General features: G+C 68.5%; 12 protein-coding genes and 4 CRISPR repeat arrays. Of the genes, 9 read left to right on the top strand and 3 right to left on the bottom strand.

Annotated elements, in window-relative coordinates:
* Positions 1 to 865: 865 nt before the first annotated feature.
* Positions 866 to 1087, bottom strand: coding sequence for a hypothetical protein (locus ACFYZA_RS30520; protein ID WP_388493895.1), 222 nt, complete (start codon positions 1085 to 1087; stop codon positions 866 to 868).
* A gap of 134 nt (positions 1088 to 1221) precedes the next feature.
* Here ACFYZA_RS30520 and ACFYZA_RS30515 point away from each other — a divergent pair, with 134 nt between their 5' ends.
* The 3 genes from ACFYZA_RS30515 to ACFYZA_RS30505 all read left to right on the top strand — a co-directional run bounded on the left by ACFYZA_RS30515 (position 1222) and on the right by ACFYZA_RS30505 (position 3524).
* Positions 1222 to 1404 carry a hypothetical protein gene (locus tag ACFYZA_RS30515; RefSeq protein ID WP_388493894.1) on the top strand — a complete coding sequence of 61 codons (183 nt, stop codon included), beginning with the start codon at positions 1222 to 1224 and terminating at the stop codon, positions 1402 to 1404.
* Between the two features lie 267 nt (positions 1405 to 1671).
* Complete coding sequence (locus ACFYZA_RS30510; RefSeq protein WP_388493892.1) at positions 1672 to 2130, top strand: hypothetical protein; 459 nt, start codon at positions 1672 to 1674, stop codon at positions 2128 to 2130.
* A gap of 1145 nt (positions 2131 to 3275) precedes the next feature.
* Positions 3276 to 3524: a hypothetical protein gene (locus ACFYZA_RS30505; RefSeq protein ID WP_388493890.1), complete on the top strand. Its 249-nt coding sequence runs from the start codon at positions 3276 to 3278 to the stop codon at positions 3522 to 3524.
* Between the two features lie 796 nt (positions 3525 to 4320).
* Positions 4321 to 4715: a CRISPR direct-repeat array (repeat unit 29 nt; unit sequence GGGTCCATCCCCGCGCGGGCGGGGAGCAG).
* Positions 4716 to 4992: 277 nt separating this feature from the next.
* Positions 4993 to 5387: direct repeats of the CRISPR family, unit length 29 nt; unit sequence GGGGCCATCCCCGCGCGTGCGGGGAGCAG.
* A 441-nt stretch (positions 5388 to 5828) separates the two neighbouring features.
* Positions 5829 to 6344: a CRISPR direct-repeat array (repeat unit 29 nt; unit sequence GGGTCCATCCCCGCGCGTGCGGGGAACAG).
* Between the two features lie 353 nt (positions 6345 to 6697).
* Here ACFYZA_RS30505 and ACFYZA_RS30500 read toward each other — a convergent pair.
* On the bottom strand, positions 6698 to 7066 hold the full coding sequence (locus ACFYZA_RS30500; RefSeq protein WP_388493888.1) for a toxin Doc: 369 nt from the start codon (positions 7064 to 7066) through the stop codon (positions 6698 to 6700).
* A gap of 4 nt (positions 7067 to 7070) precedes the next feature.
* A complete protein-coding gene (locus tag ACFYZA_RS30495; protein WP_189765895.1) occupies positions 7071 to 7325 on the bottom strand; it encodes a hypothetical protein in 255 nt (84 codons plus the stop codon).
* Positions 7326 to 7489: 164 nt separating this feature from the next.
* A CRISPR array of direct repeats spans positions 7490 to 8372; the repeat unit is 25 nt; unit sequence CCATCCCCGCGCGTGCGGGGAGCAG.
* 497 nt (positions 8373 to 8869) lie between these two features.
* Here ACFYZA_RS30495 and cas3 point away from each other — a divergent pair.
* Genes cas3 through cas6e form a run of 6 tightly spaced genes read left to right on the top strand, consistent with a single transcriptional unit; the run spans position 8870 to position 16849 of the window.
* Complete coding sequence (cas3, locus tag ACFYZA_RS30490) at positions 8870 to 11779, top strand: CRISPR-associated helicase Cas3' (RefSeq protein ID WP_388493887.1); 2910 nt, start codon at positions 8870 to 8872, stop codon at positions 11777 to 11779.
* Positions 11769 to 13475 carry a type I-E CRISPR-associated protein Cse1/CasA gene (casA, locus tag ACFYZA_RS30485; protein WP_388493886.1) on the top strand — a complete coding sequence of 569 codons (1707 nt, stop codon included), beginning with the start codon at positions 11769 to 11771 and terminating at the stop codon, positions 13473 to 13475. Before cas3 ends, casA begins: the two co-directional genes overlap by 11 nt.
* On the top strand, positions 13472 to 14161 hold the full coding sequence (casB, locus tag ACFYZA_RS30480; RefSeq protein WP_388493885.1) for a type I-E CRISPR-associated protein Cse2/CasB: 690 nt from the start codon (positions 13472 to 13474) through the stop codon (positions 14159 to 14161). The genes casA and casB overlap by 4 nt, the downstream gene beginning before the upstream one ends.
* Positions 14158 to 15354 (top strand): type I-E CRISPR-associated protein Cas7/Cse4/CasC, encoded by a 1197-nt coding sequence (gene cas7e, locus ACFYZA_RS30475; RefSeq protein WP_388493884.1) that lies wholly within the window; start codon positions 14158 to 14160, stop codon positions 15352 to 15354. Before casB ends, cas7e begins: the two co-directional genes overlap by 4 nt.
* Positions 15354 to 16124, top strand: coding sequence for a type I-E CRISPR-associated protein Cas5/CasD (gene cas5e / locus ACFYZA_RS30470; protein WP_388493881.1), 771 nt, complete (start codon positions 15354 to 15356; stop codon positions 16122 to 16124). The genes cas7e and cas5e overlap by 1 nt, the downstream gene beginning before the upstream one ends.
* Positions 16124 to 16849, top strand: a complete 726-nt coding sequence (cas6e, locus tag ACFYZA_RS30465; RefSeq protein WP_388493879.1) for a type I-E CRISPR-associated protein Cas6/Cse3/CasE — start codon at positions 16124 to 16126, stop codon at positions 16847 to 16849. Before cas5e ends, cas6e begins: the two co-directional genes overlap by 1 nt.
* The last annotated feature ends 7 nt before the right edge of the window (positions 16850 to 16856 follow it).

Below are 16856 nucleotides of genomic sequence, written 5' to 3'. Positions count from 1 at the left end.
CAGCAAGACCCATGTGGAGATTCCGCTGAGTCCTTTGTAGGCGAGTATGGTCGATGTGGTGTTCGGTGCCACCGATACTCCTAGTGTTGAGCTGACCTTTCGGCCTCAGCCGGTGGTTCTTTGCGGCTAGGCCTGTTGCGTCGGGGAAGCGTTCGGCCGTAAACAGAGTCTGCTGTCGCCGACTTCGTTGGCGACGGCCACAGCCCACCGAACAGCAGTACCTGGTGAGCGGGCCGCGCGTTGCCTCGACTCCTCTGGTTCACCTACGAACTTCCGTGCACCCGCGCGCATGCGGGGAGCAGTCAGCAACCCTTCCCTAGCTGCACCCGAGCGGTGGTTCCCGGCTCCACCAACAGCCGTTCCCGTTCGTGACCTGTGCAGCCGCATGCGGAAGTCGTAGAACAAGCGGACCGGCACGAGCCGCTGTGGATCGGCGCGGCATCGGGCGATGAGCACGACAGCCGAAGTCTCGCCGAGAGCTGTTACCAGGGTGGATAAGAGGGCTGCACGGAGGTGGCCCCGGCGCGGGCTAGAGCGAGGAGTTGCTTGATGTCGACGATTTGGTTGGCCGGGGGCTGTTCGGGGTTGACGGGCTTGTCGTAGTCGGTGAAGAGCGTGGTTTCCGATTTGGTGCCGCCGCTGGTGACCTTGAGGATTTAGGGCCTGCCTTCGGTGGCGACGAACAGCGACTGGGTGGCGCCGTTCTTGTCCTTCTTCAGCCCAAGTGCTGTGGTGCCGTCGATGGTGGTGGTGAGCCGCGGGTCATGCCCTGGCGTTCGGACTTGTTCTCGTCCATCGCCGCTACCAGTCCCTGTTTGTCGCAGAGTCCGGTCAGCTGGTCGTCGGAGGCCGGCATACGGACCCATTAGTCGGCGACTTTCGGCACGAGCGCGTCGGCCTGGGGCTGCTGCTTGAGGCTGTACTGCCAGTAGGCGGCATTCCCCTTGAGGAACAGGGTCGCGTCCTTGTGCCGGATGTCGGAAACGGCCTGCAGGTGGGTGACCGTGCCCTGACAGTTCTTCTGGTCGTCCACGGAGAGATCGACCGCCACCCGCTGCCCGCCGGACTGCGCAACATTGCCCTTCATGTGCATGGACTTGGCCTGTCGCGTGGGACCCCGTCGTGGTTGTCCGCAGCGGTGACCGGGATGAAGATGCACGCCGAGACGGCGGTCCGCGAGAACATTCCGCTGACCGTGCTGATCTGGGATCGGGGGGCTCGTTGGCGGACGACATCGAGCGCGCCCGGCGGGTGCTCCTGGACTCGACTCTGCTCGGTGAGCTGGACGCCGATCCAATCGGTGCGGTGCGGGCGGTGGAGGTGGCGCTGGTGGACTTCCGCCGCAGCGAGCTGGCGCGGCTGGCCCAGACCGAGGAAGTAGACGCGGAGGCCCGGCGTGCCTAAAGGACCAAGCAGGGGCGGCGCTGGTTTAGGCACAACCCCACCGGCGCGGACGCGATCGCCGAGGCGACGAAGGCCACTGGCACCGCCCGCGAGCGCGCTGCCGAGTGCCTGCTCGCGACGCGCCTGCGACAGCTGCGGGAGCAGGCCGCCGCCCGGACCGGGCAGGCCGCCTCCGCGCCGTGGACGGACCGGCTGCCCGAGCTCGCCGCTCGCCCGCTGACCGACGATGCAACGGAAGAGGTGATCGCGTGAGTACCGAGCTGAGCGGTGTCGACCTCGCCCGCCAGGCTCTGCTCGCCGCCCAAGAAGAACGGTGCCGCGGCGAGGAAGCCGAAGCGGCGCACCGGCACGACGGTGCGCCGCGACGGGCGCGAGCCTCTCGGGCTTGGTGCGGCGATCACGACGATGATGACCGAGCGCGGCATGGTCGCCCCGGCCGCCGGCGGCAGCGTCCTCGCCCAGTTCGACGCCATCGTCGCCGCGGCCGCGCCCGAGCTCGCGGGACACGTGAAGGCCGTGGCGTTCGACCCGGACACCGGCCGCCTGGACATCACCCCCGACAGCCCCGCCTACGGCACTCAACTGCGGTGGAGCGCACTGAAGCTGAGCGCGGCGGCCAACGACAGGGGTGCAAGGTGCGAAGGTCCGCACCATTCACGTCCTGGCGCCCGCACCCGTGAAGGCCAGCCCCATCATTTCGGCCGCGCAGCCGGCAATGCCCGCTGACTCGGCGAAGCGCCGGACACCGCCGAGGGCTACCACCGCGCAATCGACGCGCACCACCAGGCATTCCAGCCCCCGCAGCTGGACCCGACGATCGCGGCAGCCGTGGCGCGGCAAACCAACGCGATGCGCGAGCTGAGCCGCGCCTGCGGTTCCGGAGGGATGAGCCGGCCTCGATCCGCCAGGCCCGCGTATAGCGCGCCGTCAAGCCGCAGCACACGAGCCGCCGCGGTGCGCCGGGCCCGCGCCGAGGGTGCGAAGGTGCGGCCCCGCGAGTCCGAGCCCTCGGGACTATCTCCACACTCGCGAGGAGCAGTCGTTGCACGGGGTGGGTTACATCCCAACGGTGCGTCCTCCATCCCCGCGCGTGCGGGGAACAGGCGCTGTTCAACTTGGCCTGGAGATCCTCGATGGGTCCATCCCCGCGTGTGCGGGGAGCAGGATTTTCAGCGCCGCAACCAGGCCTTGCGCCAGGGCCCATCCCCGCGCGGGCGGGGAGCAGATGTCCGTCCACTTCTCGTAGACCCCATCCCCGGGTCCATCCCCGCAGTGCGGGGAGCAGTCCTCGTCGTAGTGACCGAGCTCGGCCAACTTGGGTCCGTCCCCGCGTGCGCGGGGAGCAGTCACGCGCGCACGTGGCCGCGCATTGTTCCCTGGGTTCATCCCCGCTTACGCGGGGAGCAGTTCCGTGGTCTGCTGCTTCACTAGTAGAGACAGGAAAAAATCAGCATTCTGGTTGCTAGCGAAGGGGAGGCAACTCCGGCAAGTCGGGTTCTGATGCCGAGTCCGTAACGGATTCCGCTCGCGCGATCGAACAGTATGACTGTCGTACGCCTCAGTAGGACGTTAGCCAACTGAGCTGTAGTGATGGCGTGTTCCAGTATGCCGCCGTATCGGGGCCCACGCAGAGTTTGCGCTCTCCGCCGCGCCTGCCCTCCTGCCTTCAGCTTGGCCGATCTTGCTCGCTAGCAGGATCGCAGACCGACCGGAGCGGGTATGCGCGCCTGTTCGTGAGTCAGGCCATCGACCTTCATTGTTCCCTGTTTCCAAATTTCTACTCCCCTCGTCACCGGCACCACCATGCTGGTGCTCGGCGCTCACCCGCAACGTCATCGAAGGCCTGAGCCCGAACAGAAAGCGAGACACGCATGCAGCACGCAAGGATCATCATCACTGCCGTAGCCCTATTAATGATCTTCGCCTTGAGTGGAGTGCTGGTCGCAATGGGGCAGTCCACCGCTGCGGTCACTACGCTGATCCCGTCGCTCGCCCTTGGCGCACAACAGATCGTGCGTGCCAGCGTCAGCGAGATGAATCACACCAGCCAAGACAGTGCTTCCGCATCCATCCATCGCGCCTTCGGCGACAGGGCTCGGGGCGAGGAGCGGCAAGGATGACCCAGGACCCCACGCCTTGGTGCGTTCCCCGGAGAAAGCCGGGCCGGAGGCTCGGGCCCATCGTCGAAGGGGCAGGCCGTTTCCACCAGGTCTGGGTAGCGGAGCTACGGAATGCCTTTCGTGCCAGCGGTCTGACGCTTGCCGAACTGAAGGACCGCACGGGTTGGCCTACGTCGAAGATCTCTGAATTGCTGCGGGCCGCTGGCCGGTACCCACGCTGGGTCTTCGTCCGCGACATCGGGAGTGCTGTGGCTGGCTCAGGATGGCCGTGCGGGCCACTGCGGGTTCAGTGGGTAGAGGCGGCTCTCGAAACGAACAAGCGCACGACATGGATCGTCGACTGTCTCAGCGTGGACGGCGACAACATGGCAGCAGGGTCAGCACCAGCGCCCCTCGAATTCGGCGCATTCCGCGAACTGCACCGGTCTCGCTACCTTTCCGACGCGCTGAACTCCTTACACTGCGCTGTTAGCGCCCAGCGAGCCGTCGCTCACGCCTTCACATTGCTGCTCGTACTGTGGCCCGCTGTGTTGACCTGTGAGAGCCCAGAGCGCTATGCGGCGCAGATTCTGCGTCAGACCGTGCTTGAGCAAGCTCCCAAACGTCGCGATGAGACCATCCCCGCCTACTTGGTAGTGAGGCTGCCCGTGCCTCCGCCGTGCCATACGTGCCGGGTCTATCCCCTCGCGTGCAAGGGGAGCGGTTGACGAGAAGTTCGACCGATGACGAAGCGGTTGGGTCTATTCCAGTAAAGGCGGGGAGCCGCCCTGGTGGTGCTGGCCGACCTCTGGCCGCCGGGCGCTTCCTCGCGCGCGGGGGAAGTAGCCCCGAGGGTGCCGCCCGGGCACCGCGGCAGCGGGTCCGTCCCCGCGCGTGCGGGGAGCAGCCCATTTCGGCGGCCGCCGCCTTGACCGCGGCGGGTCCATCCCCGCGCGGGCGGGGAGCAGGGTCGCGGCGACGAGGCCGAGGACGAGGGCGGGGGTCCATCCCCGCGCGGGCGGGGAGCAGCCCGCGTTCCAGCTCCCGTCCGGGGGCGGGCAGGGTCCATCCCCGCGCGGGCGGGGAGCAGAGCTGGATCGTTTCTGTCGTCAGTCCGTGGGCGGGTCCATCCCCGCGCGGGCGGGGAGCAGGACCACCCCAACGCCGTTTTCGGAAGCTGGCAGGGTCCATCCCCGCGCGGGCGGGGAGCAGGCTCCGTGACCTGGGACTCTACCGAACGGTAGGCCAGAAAATCATCACTTCCTTCGAAACCGGCAAACAGCACATATCCGGCAAGTACCCTTCTTTGCCTTGCACTTCAGAATGGATCACTGTTCTCCTCCAGGAAGCCAACAACCTGGCTAGGTCCACCCTCCGTGAGCAGGGAGCCGAGCAACGAGACACCCTCGCCTACCGCCCCTGAAGTCCATCCCCGCCTGCGCCGAGGGGAGCAGGGCGGACCGGACGCACGCCGAAACTTCGCCAGCGCGGGTCCCTCCCTGCGCGTGCGGGGAGCAGTCGGCGTGCCTTTGCTTTCGCCAGATGCGCCGTGGTCCATCCCCGCGCGTGCGGGAAGCAGTTCCCCATCCGCACCAGCGGCAACATGCTGGCGGGTCCATCCCCGCGTGTGCGGGAAGCAGGGCCGAACGCCGTGCTCGGGACACAGGCCCTGGGGTCCATCCCCGCGCGTGCGGGGAGCAGGTGGGGTCGGTGGTGCCGGCCGGCAGGACCTCGGGGCCATCCCCGCGCGTGCGGGGAGCAGTCCTGGTGATTGCCGCGACACCGGAGGCGGTGGGGGCCATCCCCGCGCGTGCGGGGAGCAGGCGAAGGTCACGGTGCGCAGCGCCCGCCGCCTGGGGCCATCCCCGCGCGTGCGGGGAGCAGGCTCCGTGACCTGCGACTCTAACGAACGGTAGGCCAGAAAAACATCACTTCCTTCGAAACCGGCAAGCGATTCATATCGGGCAAGTAGCCTTCTTCGCCGCGCACTTCAGAGTGGATCACGGATCCCTAGGGGGCATCCCCGCGCGTGCGGGGAGCAGAAATCGCCGTTCGTGGTGGTTACGTGCATGTCGGGGGCATCCCCGCGCGTGCGGGGAGCAGGAGCCCCGCCCATTCACGGGCGGGGCTCTCAAGGGGGCATCCCCGCGCGTGCGGGGAGCAGGCTCCGTGACCTGGGACTCTAACGAACGGTAGGCCGGAAAATCAGCACTTCCTTCGAAACCGGCAAACGGTAGATACATCGCAAGTGGCCTTCTCTGCTGTGCACTTCAAAGGCGGCCCGAGGCGAGGGGGCCTCGACGAGCCGCCTCGCACCCTCCGGGTTGGGCCATAACCGCGCGTGCGGGGAGCAGAGGAGTCCGGCGCGGGTGACCAGTGCGGCGCCGGGTCCATCCCCGCGCGTGCGAGGAACAGATCGTGTCGGGCCGCGAGCCCTACAGCCCTAGAGTCCACCCCCGTGCGTGCGGGGAACAGCCGCCGGCCGTCGTCGGTCCCGGTGAGAACGTGGGTCCATCCCCGCGCGTGCGGGGAACAGCCCCGGCTGATCCGCAACTGGGCGCCGTACACGGGTCCATCCCCGCGCGTGCGGGGAACAGCAGGCCTCGTTCAACACGGCGCTCCCCGCGACGGGTCCATCCCCGCGCGTGCGGGGAACAGCCTCACGCCTGCCACCGGTCGGTACAGATGTCGGGTCCATCCCCGCGCGTGCGGGGAACAGGCCGCAACTCGGCTGATCAACTCATCGAAGTCGGGTCCATCCCCGCGCGTGCGGGGAACAGGGCGAGGGCGGCCGGCCCACCACCACCCAGCTGGGTCCATCCCCGCGCGTGCGGGGAACAGGCTTCGTGACCTGCGACTCTACCGAGTGGTAGGCCAGAAACTCATCACTTCCTTCGAAACCGACGAAAGGCACATATTTGGCAATTAGCTCTCTGTGCCGCGCGCTTCAGAGTGGATCACGGTTCTCCTCAAGGAAGCCAACAACGTGGCTAGCCCCCCCCCATGAGCGGGAAGCCGTGCGACGCGATCACCCTCGCCTACCGCCCCTGGGGTCCATCCCCGCGTGCGCGGGAAGCAGAAGCGGTCCACGGACATCGCCCGCGCCCCCCTCGGTCCGCTGTGCTGTTCGGTGTAGAGCCGCGGGACCCGGGGAAGTTGGTCCGATCTCAGGAAGGGTCCGGCCCGGTTGTGGGTTAGAGGCGCCAGCTACGGATGGTGTCGGCGCAGGTGAAGACGTCAGCTCCGGAGCGTACGTCGTGGGCGAGTTGGATGAAACCGCCGTAGGGCTCGGTGAGTGTTTCGCCGGAAGCCTGCATGTAGGAGATGGCGATGAGTGCGGCGAAGGTGGGGTTGCGTGCGGGCAGGGGGCGCACGCTGACGATTTCGTGGAAGAGGGCGGCCGCGCGCCAGGAGGCATCCGGCAGGTAGCCAAGTCGGGGCGTGTTGACCTTGTGGCGGGCGACCGCTGCGACGAGGCCGGAGAAGTCACTGACCTCCAAGGCCTTGGGCAGGAACTCGACTTGCCGTTCAAGGAGCCAGGCAACGTCGATGTACAGCTCCATCAGCTCAGGCAGCCTTCGACCCAGATCCCTGGCTGGTGTCGGGTTCCTCCTCGGGGAACGCGGCCGCGAACTCAGCCACCAGGGACGACTTCTGCAGCTCGCGAAAACGCGCTGCCGCCAGCTCCAGCCGGGGGTCACGCTCGGCGACCTCGGTCAGCAGCGCGGTGACCGTCGTCTGCTCCGCCTCCGCACGCAGCTTCAGCCGCTCAGCGGTCTCGGCGCTGACCCGAATGGTGATCTTCTCCGTCTTCTCACCCATGCACCCCAACGTACAGCACCTGCCATACAACAACGAAGAGAATCGACACATCCGCCCTTGTCCGTGCCGAGCAGGGCATCAAGCCGGCGGGCACGGGTCGGGATCAGACCGACGACCAGCGAAAGCGGTGACGCCCGGCCCCCGGCCCGGCGGAGAGACTCGGTCCTTCCTCGCGTCTGCTGGGAGCATCGGTTGATCACCTGAACAGAGAGCCCGAAGGCAGGCCCATCCCCGCACGTGCGGGGAGCAGCTTGGCTGGCAGATCGCCGGTTGGTGCGCCGAGGGGCCATCCCTGCGCCTGCGGGGAGCAGGCCCCGTCCGCCTGGATGGGCGAGGCCCACGAGGGGCCATCCCCGCGCGTGCGGGGAGCACAGTTCCTTGACCAGCTCGATACCGGCCGCGATGAGGGTCCATCCCCGCGCGTGCGGGGAGCAGGCAGGCCGACAACGCCACGAGCGGCGTGGTCCGGGTCCATCCCCGCGCGTGCGGGGAGCAGTCATGAGTGTCCATTCACGAGGCGGAGACGGGCGGGTCCATCCCCGCGCGTGCGGGGAGCAGACCTCCTGGCGGAGACATCCCAGTCGCCTGGGGGGGGCCATCCCCGCGCGTGCGGGGAGCAGGTCGGCGACTTGGCCGGGGACGCGCACAAGGAGGGTCCATCCCCGCGCGTGCGGGGAGCAGTGTCCGGCGGGCTTCGGCGGCCTTCCGCTCTTGGGTCCATCCCCGCGCGTGCGGGGAGCGGCGAGCCCGGGGAGCGGGCGAGCGCCATGTCCCGGGTCCATCCCCGCGCGTGCGGGGAGCAGTACGGCGGATGGACCACGAATGACAGTGAGTCGGGTCCATCCCCGCGCGTGCGGGGAGCAGTCTTCAGCTGGTCATCGGCCGACAGGCGCTCGGGGTCCATCCCCGCGCGTGCGGGGAGCAGTTCGCGCCGTTCGCGCTGCTCGCCGCCGCGCCGGGTCCATCCCCGCGCGTGCGGGGAGCAGTCAGGGTGAGCTTTTTTTAATTGCTTTTTTGGGGGTCCATCCCCGCGCGTGCGGGGAGCAGGCTCCGTGACCTGGGACGCTACCGGACGGTAGGCCAGGAACTCATCACTTCCTTCGAAACCGGCAAATGGTAAATACATCGCAAGTAGCCTTCTTTGCTGTGCACTTCAAAGGCGGCCCGAGGAGCGGGGAGCAGCCCTCGGCGAGCCGCTTCGCACCCTCCGGGTTGGATCCTTTCCCGCGTGCGCGGGGAGCAGCTTCGTGACCTGCGATTCTACCGAGTAGTAGCCACGTAAATCAGCACTTCCTTCGAAAGCGATAAAAGTGACCAATAGGTCGATTCTCTTTCCCGGACTGGTTTTGTCCGTCGAGGTGCGTATCAGGTAACGCAACTCGGGCTTCCGTCGGGCTAGTTGGGCGGTTGCTGACCGGACTGCTGGGTGTAGGAGCTGGTGAGGGCCTGTTGTCAGTGGGCGCTGCTTTGATGCGTTGCAGCTTGAGATCTGAGGCGGTCCGGCGTGCTGGTGCATGGGGATTGGCGGCAGGGGAGTGGTGTGCGTGGGTGGCCTGGGTGCGGGGCTTTCGGTGGCGGCGCGGAGCGTGTGGGCGAAGTACGACTTTGTGAGGGAGGGGTGGCTGCCGTTGTGGCGGCATCTCGCGGACAGCGCGGCTGTGGCGGGGCTTTTGTGGGATGAGTGGGTGCCGCGTTCGGTGCGTGCGCTGGTGGCGGAGACATTGCCGGGCGGGGCGGCGGATGCGCGGTTGCTGGTGGTGTGGCTGGCGGGTGTTCATGACATTGGGAAAGCGACGCCGGCGTTCGCGTGCCAGGTGGATGTTCTTGCTGATCGGATGCGGGATGCGGGTCTGGAGATGGCCTGGGCGAAGAGTATGGCTGACCGGAGGATGGCGCCGCATGGGCTGGCAGGGCAGTTGCTGTTGGCCAGGTGGTTGGAGGAGCGGCAGGGTTGGTCGCCTCGGGCCTGCGGTCCGTTTGCTGTGGTGGTGGGGGGGCATCATGGGCTGCCGCCGGAGAGCGTGCAGGTGAAGGATCTAGATGATCATCCGGAGTTGTTGCGTACGCCGGGTCGGTCGGAGGCTGTGTGGCGGGGTGTGCAGGAGGAGTTGCTTGATGTCTGCGCGTTGGAGTTCGGGGTGGCGGGGCGTCTGGCGGCTTGGCAGGGGGTGAGGTTGCCGCAGCCGGTGCAGGTGGTGCTGTCGGCTCTGGTGATCGTTGCTGACTGGATTGCGAGTAACGCGGATCTCTTCCCGTACTTTCCCGAGGCTGCGTCGCGGAGTGGAGCGGAGCGGGTCGCGGCGGCCTGGCGGGAACTTGATCTGCCCGCTCCGTGGCGGCCGCAGGAATTCACCGGGTCGGCAGGCGACTTGTTTGCCACTCGCTTCGATCTGCCGGCCGGTGCACGGCCGCGGCTCGTGCAGGAGGCGGCTGTTCGACTCGCCCGCGAGCTGTCGGCTCCGGGGCTGATGATGGTCGAGGCGCCGATGGGGGAGGGGAAGACGGAGGCCGCGCTGGCGGTCGCCGAGATTTTCGCCGACCGCAGTGGTGCTGGGGGTGTCTTTTTTGCCCTGCCGACCATGGCGACGAGCAACGGCATGTTTCCTCGCCTGCTGGACTGGCTGGGGCGGATGCCTCCGGGGGCGGATGGGGTGGCGTGGTCGGTTCGGCTGGCGCATTCCAAGGCCGCTCTCAATGAGCATTTCGCCGGGCTGATGGGCGCCTCGCAGTCGATCGGTGCTGTCGACGTGGACGGTCATGCGCATGTGGCTGCGCAGAGTGCTCAGGATCGGCCGTTCGCGCCGGCGGAGCTGGTGGCGCATCAGTGGCTGAGCGGCAGGAAGAAGGCGATGCTGTCGTCGTTCGTGGTCGGCACCATCGACCAGCTGCTGTTCGCCGGGCTGAAGAGCCGTCATCTCGCCCTGCGGCACTTGGCGCTGGCCGGGAAGGTCGTGGTGATCGACGAGGCGCATGCCTATGACGCCTACATGACCTCTTATCTGGACCGGGTGCTGTCGTGGCTGGGTGAGTACCGGGTTCCGGTGGTGGTGTTGTCGGCGACGCTGCCTGCGGGGCGGCGGCGTGCGCTGGCGGAGGCGTATGCGGGTGGGGCCGCAGTAGACCGGCATGCCGACGTGTTCGCTGGTCTGGAGGGGGCTCGGGAGTATCCGCTGTTGACCGCGGTAGCTCCCGGGGGTTCCCCGGTGGTGGAGTGTCCCGGGGTATCGGGTCGCGGTGCTGTGGTGAAGATGGAGTGGCTGGGCGACGGTCTCGATGAGCTGAGCGAGCGTCTCTCGGAGCTTGTGGTCGAGGGCGGTTGTGTTCTGGTGGTGCGGAACACGGTGGCGCGGGTGCAGGAGACGGCGGAGGTACTGCGGGCACGGTTCGGCGGGGATGCGGTGGCGGTGGCGCATGCGCGTTTCATGGATCCGGACCGTGCGGCCAAGGATGCTTTGCTGCTGAAGGAGTTCGGGCCGCCTGGCCGTGAGGTGCTGCGGGGCTGCTCTGGGGTGTCGGGGAGCGGGCGTCCTGGGCTGCGCTTTGTGGTGGCCAGTCAGGTCGCTGAGCAGTCCCTGGACATCGATTTCGATCTTCTGGTCACGGATCTGGCGCCGGTGGACTTGGTTCTGCAGCGGATGGGGCGGCTGCACCGGCATGCCCGTCCGGGGCGGCCTGCGCCGTTGTCGGCGGCTCGGTGCATTGTGACTGGGGTCGACTGGAGCCGGCCGGTGCCCCGTCCGGTCGCGGGGTCGGTCAGGGTTTATGGACGCCATGCGTTGTTGCGGTCGTTGGCTGTTTTGTTGCCGCATCTGCGGGGCGGGGCGGGGCCGGTGCGGCTGCCCGAGGACATCAGTCCGCTGGTGCAGCAGGCTTACGGGCCAGGGCTGGTGGGGCCGGGGGAGTGGGCCGAGGCGATGCGGGAGGCCCGGGGGGCGCACGAGGATGAGCTGGCCGACAAGGAGCGGCGTGCGGACACCTATCGTCTGGCGCCCGCGCTGAAGCCGGGGCGTGCGCTGACGGGCTGGGTCAGGGGTGGGGCGGGGGACGCGGATGACAGCCGGGGCGGGCGGGCTCAGGTCCGGGACAGCAAGGAGACCCTTGAGGTGCTCATCGTGCAGCGTCAGGCCGATGGGACGGTGACCACGCCGGATTGGCTGGGGCCGGGGAGGGGCGGGTTGCCGTTGCCTGAGCATGCGGTGCCCGGACGGCGGGCGGCGCGGGTGGCGGCGTCCTGCGGGCTGCGCCTGCCGCTGCAGTTTTCCCAGCCGAACGTGATCGACAAGGTGATCGGCGAGCTGGAAGAATTCTGCCCCCAGGCCTGGCAGTCCAAGGAGTGTCACTGGCTGGCGGGGGAGCTTTTTCTGGTTCTGGGCCCGGATTGTCAGACCCGCCTGGCAGGCTTCCGTCTCACGTATTCATCGAGCGAGGGACTGGAGGTGACGCGTGAGCAGTGAGCAACAGGCAGCAGGCGTAGGCGACTTACTGTCGTTCGATCTGACGGAGCAGCCGTGGCTGCCGGTGTTACGCACCGACGGCAGCACGACGGACTTGTCGCTGCGGCAGGTGTTCGCGCAGGCGGGGGAGATCAGGCGGCTGGTGGGGGATCTGCCGACGCAGGACTTCGCTCTGATCCGGCTGCTGCTGGCCATCATCCACGACGCGGTGGACGGGCCCGAGGACAACGAGCAGTGGGCCGAACTATGGGAGGACGAGGCGCCGTTCGCGTCCGTCGGCGGCTATCTCGACACGCACCGGGAACGGTTCGACCTGCTGCATCCAGCGGCGCCGTTCTTCCAGACCGCCGGGCTGCGCACCTCCAAGGACGAGGTGTTCTCCCTGAACCGTATCGTCGCCGACGTGCCCAACGGGGAGGCGTTCTTCACGATGCGCTTTCCCGGCGCCGAGCGGATCACTTTCGCCGAGGCCGCCCGCTGGACGGTCCATGCCCACGGCTACGACACCTCCGGTATCAAGTCCGGGACGGTCGGCGACCCGCGGGCCAAGGCCGGCAAGGCCTATCCGCAGGGCGTCGGCTGGGCGGGAAGCATCGGCGGCGTCCTGGCCGAGGGCCACACTTTGCGCGAGACCCTGCTCCTCAACCTGATCGCCGCCGATGCCGGCGTCGTGCGCACGACGGGGACAGACCGTCCGGCATGGCGGCGTGAGCCGTGCGGGCCCGGCGCCGCGAGCGATCTTGCTGGGCGGCCGCATGGGATACGGGACCTGTATACGTGGCAGTCACGGCGATTGTGTCTGCATTTCGATGCGCAGGGTGTGTATGGGGTGGTGCTGTCCTACGGTGATCCGCTGTCGGTGCAGGACCGCCAGACCCAGGAGCCGATGACCGGGTGGCGGCGCAGCCCGGCGCAGGAGAAGAAACTCGGCCGGCCTTTGGTGTATATGCCGCGCGAGCACGATCCGGCCCGGGCCGCCTGGCGCGGCCTGGCGGCTCTTATCGCCGACCGTGACCAGGACATCTCTGCGGCCGGTGAGCCGGCGAATGCGCTGCGGCCCGGCATCGTGCACTGGCTGGCGCACCTGACCACGGAACGCTTCCTGCCGAAGGACACACTGGTGCGGCTCCACACGTACGGGGCCGTGTACGGCACGCAGCAGTCGGTGACGGAGGAGATCACCGAGGACGGTGTCGCCGTCGCGCTGGTCCTGTTGCACGAGACGGATCGGCGTCTGGGGCAGTGCGCGATCGATGCGGTCGCGGATGCCGACAGGGCGGTCAAGGCGCTGGGAAGCCTTGCCGGTGACCTCGCGCGCGCAGCCGGATCCGAGGGCGACACTTCGCGCAATGCGGCGCTCGATCTCGGCTACGCAGTCCTTGACCACGCCTATCGCACCTGGCTTTCCTCCCTGGCCAGCGGTGATGACCCGCAGGAGCGGCGCGCCGAGTGGCAGCGCATCGCACGAGCCGAGATCCGCACGACGGGACGTCAACTCATCGCGCAGGCCGGACAGAAAGCGTGGGCTGGCCGGCTCGTGTCCGGCCCGAAGGGCGAGGTCTGGCTGTGTTCCGACCAGGCGGCCCTGTGGTTCGCGGCCGGCCTCAAGCGGGCGCTGCCGCTGGCCGCGCCCGCCGCTGATCCGGCCCTTGCCAGCGAAGCCGATGCCCCCGAACCCCCGAAGGTGCACGCATGACCAGTACAGCATCCCCGGCCCCGAAACGGCCGTACCCGGCTCTTGGTGCGGCGGGCACGGTGGCCGGCAGGGAGATCACCCGCCTTCAGGGCGGCTATCTCCGTGATGAATCCGCCACGGTGGCGGCACTGGCCCGGCTGCGGCGCGGTGTGGGCAAGGGGGTGGGGACGGTCCCTGACCTGTGGGGTGTGGTGGACACCGCCGACTTGTATGCGCCCGGCGGGCGGGACGAGGCCGGCACGGTGCGGGCCGAGGAGGCCGTGCACACCGCGCTCACACTGTGGGCCGCCCACCAGCAGTCCAGGCCCCTGCCCATGCACCGGGCGGGTGGGCACGAACTCGGGTCGGCAGTGCGCGAGCTGATGGCGCACGGCAGTAATGACGAGGCGTTGCGTAAGCGCTTCGTGCGGGTGGGAACAGCCGGCGGTATGTCGGTCCTCGCTGCGCGGCTGCGGGAGATCGTGCTGCTGCTGCGCCAGGAGGACATCGCTCTGGACTACGCGCTGCTGGCCCACCAGCTCGACGCCTGGTCGCGGGCAGGTGGTGCGGATGCGGTCCGTAGTGCCTGGGGCCGGTCCTTCCACGCTTACCGTCCCCGAGCCGGCCAGGTCCCTGCCGGCGACTCTTTCCCAGCCATCGACGCCGGCGCGGATGCCGGTGTGCCCGATCTGAAGGACGTCCTGTGAACAGCCGCATCATCGTCGAGGTCCACGCCCTGCAGAACGTTCCGCCGAGCAACATCAACAGGGACGACACCGGCTCCCCCAAGACTGCCTTCTACGGTGGTGTGCAGCGGGCCCGGGTCTCCAGCCAGGCATGGAAGCGCGCCACCCGCACATTTTTCGGCACCCTCCTTGAGCCCGCTGAACTCGGCGTGCGCAGCAAGCGTATTGCCGAGCTCCTCGCCGAGCGCATCCATGGTCTGGACTCCTCGATCAGCGAGAAGGACGCCTGGCCTCTGGCCGCCGACACCGTGTATGCGGCTACCGGTTCCAAGATTGAGGTCCCCGATCGCAAGGCGAAGGACGCCAAGAAGAACGGCGAGGAAGCTCCCGCGCCCGAGTCCTCCTACCTGATGTTCCTCAGCGCCGGGCAGCTCGAAGGGCTGGCCCGCCTCGCGGTGGAGGGCGCCGGAGACATCAAGGCGTTCTTCAAGGACAAGGACAACAAGGCCCAGGCCAAGGCGCTCGCCAACGCGCGGCACTCCGTGGACATCGCGTTGTTCGGGCGGATGGTCGCCGACTCCGCCGACCTCAACGTCGATGCCGCGGCCCAGGTCGCTCACGCGCTGAGCGTGCACCGGGTGGAGAACGAGTCCGACTACTTCACCGCCGTCGACGACCGCAACACCGCTGCCGAACCCGGCGCCGGAATGATCGGCATCGTCGACTTCAACTCCGCCACCCTCTACCGGTACGCCGCGCTCGACGTCGACCTCCTCGCCCGCAACCTCGGCCAGGGCCTGCGCGACGACGAAGACCCCCTCATGCCCGTGCGGCGGGCTGTCGAAGCCTTCGTGCACGGATTCCTCGCCTCCCTGCCCACCGGCAAGGTCAACACGTTCGGCAACCACACGCTGCCCGACGCCGCCATCGTCACCCTGCGTACCACCCGCCCCGTCAGCTACGTCTCCGCGTTCGAGGAGCCCGTCGACGCCGCGCAGCACGGGGGGCACATGAAGGCCGCCTGCGCACGTCTCGCCGAGTACATTCCCGCCGTGGAGACCGCATACGGCGACCAGGACACCACCCAGACCTGGACTCTGCGCGTCGGCCCCGCCACCACCGCCCTCGACGCCATCGGCATCCAGATCCCCCGACTCAGCGCCCTCGTCGACACCGTCGCCGACGCCGCCGCCGACCACCTGGGCAAGCGCTGATGAGCAGCCACGCCGTCCTGACCCTGCAGCTCGCCGGCCCCCTGCAGTCCTGGGGGGCCTCGGCCCGCTTCACCCGCCGCACCACCGAACCGTCCCCCACCAAGAGCGGCGTCATCGGACTGCTCGCCTCCGCACTGGGGCGCAGCCGCGACAGCGACATCACCGACCTCGCCCAACTCCGCTTCGGTGTACGGGTCGACCAGGCCGGCAGCCGCCTGCGGGACTTCCACACCGCCCACCACCCCGACACCGGCACCTCAATGCCGGTCTCCGAGCGTTTCTACCTCACCGACGCCGTCTTCGTCGCCGCCGTCGAAGGAGACCCGCAGCTCCTCGCGGACCTCCACCAAGCCCTGCACCACCCCCACTACCTGCCCTACCTCGGCCGCCGCTCCTGCCCACCCTCCCGCCCCATCCCTCTGAAACTGCACCCCAACAGCGAGCTGGAACAGGTCCTCACGGACGAACCCTGGCGCGCCTCACCCTGGTACCAGCGCCGTCGCCGCCACGAGCGGGACATCCCCCTGCGCCTGCTGACCGAAGCCGGGCCCACGACCGGACACGACCCCACCGCGGCCCTGCACCCCGTCGGCGACACGGTCCGCGACCAGCCTCTCACCTTCTCGCCCCGCCACCGCCAATACGCCCTGCGCACGCTCCACACCACCACCGTGACCGCCCACAACCCGGCCGCCCGACCAGCCCGCAGCGCCGCCGCCCCTGCACCGGCCCACGACGTGACCGGCCACCTGACCGAGGTAACCGACTGATGTACCTGACCCGATTCCGCTTCAACACCGCACGCCCCGGGGCCAGGAAGCTGTTGACCTCGCCCCAGGCCACCCACGCCGCCGTCATGTCCGCCTTCCCCACCATCCTCCCCACGCAGGACGACACCCCCCGAGTGCTGTGGCGGCTGGACCACAACGCGAAAGCAGAGAACCTGCTCTACATCGTCAGCCCCGACCGGCCCGACCTGACCCACCTCGTCGAACAGGGCGGCTGGCCCGCAGCGGCAGCAAGCGGCACCCCCGGCTGGCAGACCTACGACTACGCCGCCTTCCTCACCGGCCTGAGGAAAGGCAGCACCTGGTCATTCCGGCTCACCGCGAATCCCGTCCACCACGTCCGGATCAAAGACGGTGCCCCCACCAAACGCACCGCCCACCGCACCCCCGCCCACCAGATCGGCTGGCTGCTGGACCCCGAGCGCCAACAACGCTGCGGATTCAGCATCCTGACCACGCCCCAGGACAAGCGGCTCACCGAACACGGCGACACCCACCAGGTCACAATCGCTGAACACCGCCGCCTCGACTTCGCCAAACGTGACGAGCCCACCCCCACCAAACACCGGGTCCAGGTCACCACCGTCACCTACAACGGACGGCTCCAGGTCATTGACCCAGGCGCCCTGAGCCGCGCCCTGGTCCAGGGCATCGGCAAAGCAAAGGCCTACGGCTGCGGCCTGATGACTCTCGCCCCGCTGACCTGATCCGGGA

Origin of the sequence: Streptomyces sp. NPDC001828 (genome assembly GCF_042892175.1) — a bacterium.
Lineage (GTDB): Bacteria > Actinomycetota > Actinomycetes > Streptomycetales > Streptomycetaceae > Streptomyces.
Note: the sequence above shows the minus strand (reverse complement) of the source record. Positions and strands in the feature narration are given on the sequence as shown.

Coding starts and splice junctions, on each gene's coding strand:
- ACFYZA_RS30520 (WP_388493895.1), bottom strand. CDS start 1,087: ATGAAGGGCAATGTTGCGCAGTCCGGCGGGCAGCGGGTGGCGGTCGAT.
- ACFYZA_RS30505 (WP_388493890.1), top strand. CDS start 3,276: ATGCAGCACGCAAGGATCATCATCACTGCCGTAGCCCTATTAATGATC.
- ACFYZA_RS30500 (WP_388493888.1), bottom strand. CDS start 7,066: ATGGAGCTGTACATCGACGTTGCCTGGCTCCTTGAACGGCAAGTCGAG.
- ACFYZA_RS30495 (WP_189765895.1), bottom strand. CDS start 7,325: ATGGGTGAGAAGACGGAGAAGATCACCATTCGGGTCAGCGCCGAGACC.
- casB (WP_388493885.1), top strand. CDS start 13,472: ATGACCAGTACAGCATCCCCGGCCCCGAAACGGCCGTACCCGGCTCTT.
- cas5e (WP_388493881.1), top strand. CDS start 15,354: ATGAGCAGCCACGCCGTCCTGACCCTGCAGCTCGCCGGCCCCCTGCAG.
- cas6e (WP_388493879.1), top strand. CDS start 16,124: ATGTACCTGACCCGATTCCGCTTCAACACCGCACGCCCCGGGGCCAGG.